Origin of the sequence: Rhodopseudomonas sp. B29 (genome assembly GCF_000333455.1) — a bacterium.
Lineage (GTDB): Bacteria > Pseudomonadota > Alphaproteobacteria > Rhizobiales > Xanthobacteraceae > Rhodopseudomonas.
This window is the reverse complement of record NZ_BADD01000239.1, coordinates 1-4,123: the sequence shown is the minus strand read 5'-3', so window position 1 is coordinate 4,123 and position 4,123 is coordinate 1. Positions and strand designations below refer to the sequence as shown.

At 67.6% G+C, this 4,123-nt stretch carries 5 protein-coding genes; 2 read left to right on the top strand and 3 right to left on the bottom strand.

The window, feature by feature from the left end; translation table 11 throughout:
* Nucleotides 1-246: 246 nt before the first annotated feature.
* The gene (locus I5M_RS08525) at nt 247-1,233 is read right to left on the bottom strand and encodes an ABC transporter permease (protein ID WP_031335900.1); all 987 of its coding nucleotides are present in this window, start codon (nt 1,231-1,233) and stop codon (nt 247-249) included.
* Nucleotides 1,226-1,885 (bottom strand): cell division ATP-binding protein FtsE, encoded by a 660-nt coding sequence (ftsE, locus tag I5M_RS08520; RefSeq protein WP_031335899.1) that lies wholly within the window; start codon nt 1,883-1,885, stop codon nt 1,226-1,228. The genes I5M_RS08525 and ftsE overlap by 8 nt, the downstream gene beginning before the upstream one ends.
* Nucleotides 1,886-2,024: 139 nt before the next feature.
* On the opposite strand from ftsE, the gene I5M_RS08515 reads away from it, so the two are divergent.
* Together I5M_RS08515 and I5M_RS08510 are read left to right on the top strand one after the other, a co-directional pair.
* Nucleotides 2,025-2,894 carry an MJ0042-type zinc finger domain-containing protein gene (locus I5M_RS08515; protein WP_022721008.1) on the top strand — a complete coding sequence of 290 codons (870 nt, stop codon included), beginning with the start codon at nt 2,025-2,027 and terminating at the stop codon, nt 2,892-2,894.
* 60 nt (nt 2,895-2,954) lie between these two features.
* On the top strand, nt 2,955-3,332 hold the full coding sequence (locus I5M_RS08510) for a response regulator (protein ID WP_031335898.1): 378 nt from the start codon (nt 2,955-2,957) through the stop codon (nt 3,330-3,332).
* A gap of 278 nt (nt 3,333-3,610) precedes the next feature.
* On the opposite strand, the gene I5M_RS08505 is transcribed toward I5M_RS08510, so the two are convergent.
* Nucleotides 3,611-4,123: DUF4175 family protein (locus I5M_RS08505; protein WP_022721006.1), on the bottom strand; the 513-nt coding region annotated here is incomplete at its 5' end.

Sequence of the window (4,123 nt, the reverse complement as noted above, 5' to 3'; positions counted from 1 at the left end):
CGAAGCCGAACGCCACCACCGCCACGATCCCGGCACGCAGCGTCGCGGCCCGGCTGCCGAACAAGCCGGCGCGCGGTCGGGGCGTTTCGGGATCGTCGAGCAGCGTCATCGGTCGGCGGTATACCCTTCTTGCGCGCCACTGCAGCGGCTTCTTTCGGCGGATGCCGGCGGGCGAGGTCGGACTCTAGTGCGATTTCGGGCGAAAGGGAGTCCGCAACAATCCCCTGGGGGGCCGGGAAGTTGCGCTCACTCGATTGCCGCCAGCGTCGCGAACAGGGTGCGGCGGGACGCCAGCGCCGTGATGGCGGCGATCAGGACGGCGACGCCGACCAGCGTCAGATAGCCGGTGGGGCGCAGCGAGAAGGTTCCGAGCAGCGCGGCGAACTGGTCGCCGACGGGGGTGCCGGAAAACCAGGTGGCGATGGATTCGGAAAAGCCGAACACGAAGATCGCAGCGCCGCCGCCGATCAAGCCGCCCTGCAGGCCCAGCATCAGGAAATGCCGGAAGAAGCGGTCGGCGATGTAGCGGTCGCTGGCGCCGACGAAATGCAGCACTTCGACGATCGGCTTGTTCGCCGCCATGGCGCCGCGGGTGGCGAACGACACCGAGATGACGGTGGCGACGATGACCAGCGCCAGCACGCCGAGGCCGGCCAGCACCGTGGCGCCGGTCATCGAGCGCATCCGCTCGATCCAGGCGCGGTGGTCGTCGACGGTGGCGGACGGCACCGCGGCGGTCAGCCGGCCGCGCAACCCGGCGAGGTCGAGCGGCGTGCCCGGCGTCACGCGCGCCACGATGACGCGCGGCACCGGCAGATCGTCGAGCGACAGGCCGGTGCCGAGCCACGGCTCGAGCAGCTTCGCGGACTCCTCCTTGGAGAACACCCGCACCTCGACAATGCCGCTCTGGGCGCGGGCGATATCGGCGGCCGTGGCGGCGTCGCGATCGAGATCGCGGTTCTGCGCAGCGCGGACCTGGATGGTGATTTCGCTGGAGACGTCGGACTGCCATTCGGCCGCCGAGGCGCTGATCAACAGTACGACGCCGGTGGTCATTGCGGCGAGAAACGTCATGATTGCCACCACGGCGACCAGCGCCCGGCCGGCGATCGAGGCGCGGGGCACGATCGGCGACTGGTTGCGTGCGCGCGCCGGGAGCTGCGGGCGTTCATTCCCGAGATCCACCATGACGTCACGCTGGTCGTCGATCCGTCGCAAGCCTGGCCTATTCATAGATGTGCAAGCGGCCCTGGTGCAGCACCAGGCGGCGCGCTTCGTATTGATCCATCAGATTGATATCATGAGTGGCGATGATCACCGCCGTTCCGGTCTTGTTGAGTTCGACGAACAGCCGCAGCAACCGGCGGCCGAGTGTCGGATCGACATTGCCGGTCGGCTCGTCCGCCAGCAGCAATTGCGGCCTGCCGATCACCGCGCGGGCGATCGCGGCGCGCTGCTTCTCGCCGCCGGACAGCACCGGCGGCAGCGCGTCCATCCGCTCGCCGAGACCGACCCATTTCAAGAGATCGATCACTTCCTTGCGGTAGCTCGATTCCTCCCGGCCGGTGACACGAAACGGCAGCGCGACGTTCTCGTAGGTGGTCATGTGGTCGAGCAGTCGGAAATCCTGCAGCACGATGCCGATGCGCTGGCGCAGCGCCGCGACGTCGTCCTTGCCGAGCAGCGAGACGTCGTTGCCGAACAGATTGACCAGCCCCCGCGTCGGCCGCAGCGACAGGAACAGCAGCCGCAGCAGCGAGGTCTTGCCGGCGCCCGAGGGGCCGGTGAGAAACTGGAACGAATGCGCCGGGATCGCGAAGTTCAAATCGCGGAGGATCTCCGGGCCGAGGCCGTAGCGCAGGCCGACATTTTCGAAGCGGACCACTTTCAGCTCCGGTCGCGGTGGGCACGGCATTCCGGGGCAAGCCCCAGGCTCGGTCTGGTTTTGGGGCGCTTATGGTTTCCGGTTCGTTAACGGACGCCGGCTAGGGTGGCGGCGCACCATCCTGAGTCCGCGATTCGCCATGCATATCGTCTGTCCCCATTGTACGACATCCTATGCGATCAATCCGGCCAATCTGGGTGAAGCCGGACGCAATGTACGCTGCGCGCGCTGCAAGCAGGTTTGGCTGGCGCGGCCCGAGGACGTGATCCATCCAGAGGTTCAGGTCGCCATGGCGGCGGCCGAGCAGCCACCGGATGACGATCCAGCGTCTGATCCAGGATGGGGCGTCGCCGAGGATGAGCCGGATACGCCGGTCGTCGAAAGCCCGCCGATCGCCGCCGAAATGCCGGCCGAGGAGGCCGATCCGTTCGCCCGCTCGGCGATGGCGCATCATGAGGAAGACCTCGCCGCGCATCGTCCCTACAAGGCCGGCAAGAAGCGGAAGACGCGCGGTCTCAAGGGCTTGATCGAGCCATTCCGCCAGGAGCCGAAGCAGGCCATCAAGTCGCTGTTCACCGCGCCGACGGCCTGCGCGGCGCTCGGCGCGATCGCGCTGGGTTTGCTGCTCTGGCGCGCCGATGTGGTGCGGCTGATGCCGCAGACGGCGGAGTTCTACAGCCTGATCGGCTTCGACGTGAATTTGCGCGGGCTGTCGTTCAAGGACGTCAAGCTCAGCCGCGAGACCGTGGAGTCGAAGCCGGTGCTGGTGATCGAAGGCGTGATCGTCGGTGAGACCCGCAAGACGGTCGACGTGCCGCGGCTCCGCTTCGTGGTCCGCGACGGCAAGGGCACCGAGATCTACGCCTGGAATGCAGTGCTCGAGCAGGGCGTGCTGCGGCCCGGCGAGCGCGCCTGGTTCCGCTCGCGGCTGGCGTCGCCGCCGCCGGAGGCGCGTTCGATCGACGTGCGCTTCTTCAATCGCCGCGACATCGGCACAGGCGGCGCGTAAGAGCGTTTCATGCAGACAGTTTCTGGCGCGGCCGGGTGGCCGCGCACCGGGGAAGACCTGATGCCGCGTGTCCTGATCGCCGACGACGAAGAATCGATGCGCACGCTGGTGGCGCGCGCCATCGCGATGGACGGCCACGAGACGGTGACGGCCGAGGACGGCAGCGAGGCGCTCGAAATCCTCACCGCACAGGACGGCCGCTTCGATCTGCTGCTGACCGATATCAAGATGCCGATCATGGACGGCATCGCGCTGGCGCTCGCCGCCGCGCGCGACTTCCCCGATCTCACGATCCTGCTGATGACCGGCTTCGCCGACCAGCGCGAACGCGCCTCCGGCCTCGACGCCATCGTCCACGACGTCGTCACCAAGCCATTCTCCGTCGCCGACATCCGCACCGCCGTCGCAGACGCACTGGCGGCGAAGAAGCGGGGCTGAAAACAACTACACATTCGACGTCATCCTGAGGCGCTCGCCCGAAGGGCGAGCCTCTAAGGATGCGCCACGCGTGCCTGCAGCCATCCTTCGAGGCGCGCTACGCGCGCACCTCAGGATGACGATGAGGCGAGTTGTTAGTTCATTGTCGCACCAATAACGCCTTCGTCATTGCGAGGAGCGAAGCGACGAAGCAATCCAGCTCAGTACCCTAGCTGGATTGCTTCGCTTCGCTCGCAATGACGTGGTGAGATCTTGCTAATCGACGGCAGCCGCGCCGCTCAGTAATCCTTCAGCAGTCGCTCGATGTAGTCGAGTTCGATCTGCGGGCGTGACGGGTCGGAGAGGCGGCGGCGGAGTTCTTCGAGGATGCGGCGGACGCGCTGGACGTCGATCTCGCCGGGAATCTTCACGGTGAGGTCGTCGCCGAGGTCGCGGCCGTGCAGCGGCCGGCCGAGCGGGTCGGTTTGATTGCCGCCGCTCTGCTGACGGCCGGGGCGATTGCCTGGACCTTCGCCCTGGCCGTCGCCGTCTCCCGGCTGCATCGCTTCGGCGAGTTTCTGCGCTCCCTGGCGCAGCGCTTCGAGCGCGCGGCCCTGCGAGTCGACAGCGCTGTCGGCGTTGCCTTCGCCGAGCCGGCCCTCGGCATCGCCCATCGCCTGATCGGCGTCACCGAGACCGTTGCCGGCCTGCTCGCCTTCGCCCTGTTGTCCCTCGCCGGCCTGGCCCTGCTGACCGCGTTCGCCCTTCTGGCCGCGCTGGCCCTGCTGCTGACCCTGGCCGAGGCCGCGCTG

What these genes read in the sequence shown, in the direction of transcription:
- I5M_RS08510 (WP_031335898.1), top strand. Translation starts at nt 2,955, where the DNA reads ATGCCGCGTGTCCTGATCGCCGACGACGAAGAATCGATGCGCACGCTG.
- I5M_RS08515 (WP_022721008.1), top strand. Translation starts at nt 2,025, where the DNA reads ATGCATATCGTCTGTCCCCATTGTACGACATCCTATGCGATCAATCCG.
- I5M_RS08525 (WP_031335900.1), bottom strand. Translation starts at nt 1,233, where the DNA reads ATGAATAGGCCAGGCTTGCGACGGATCGACGACCAGCGTGACGTCATG.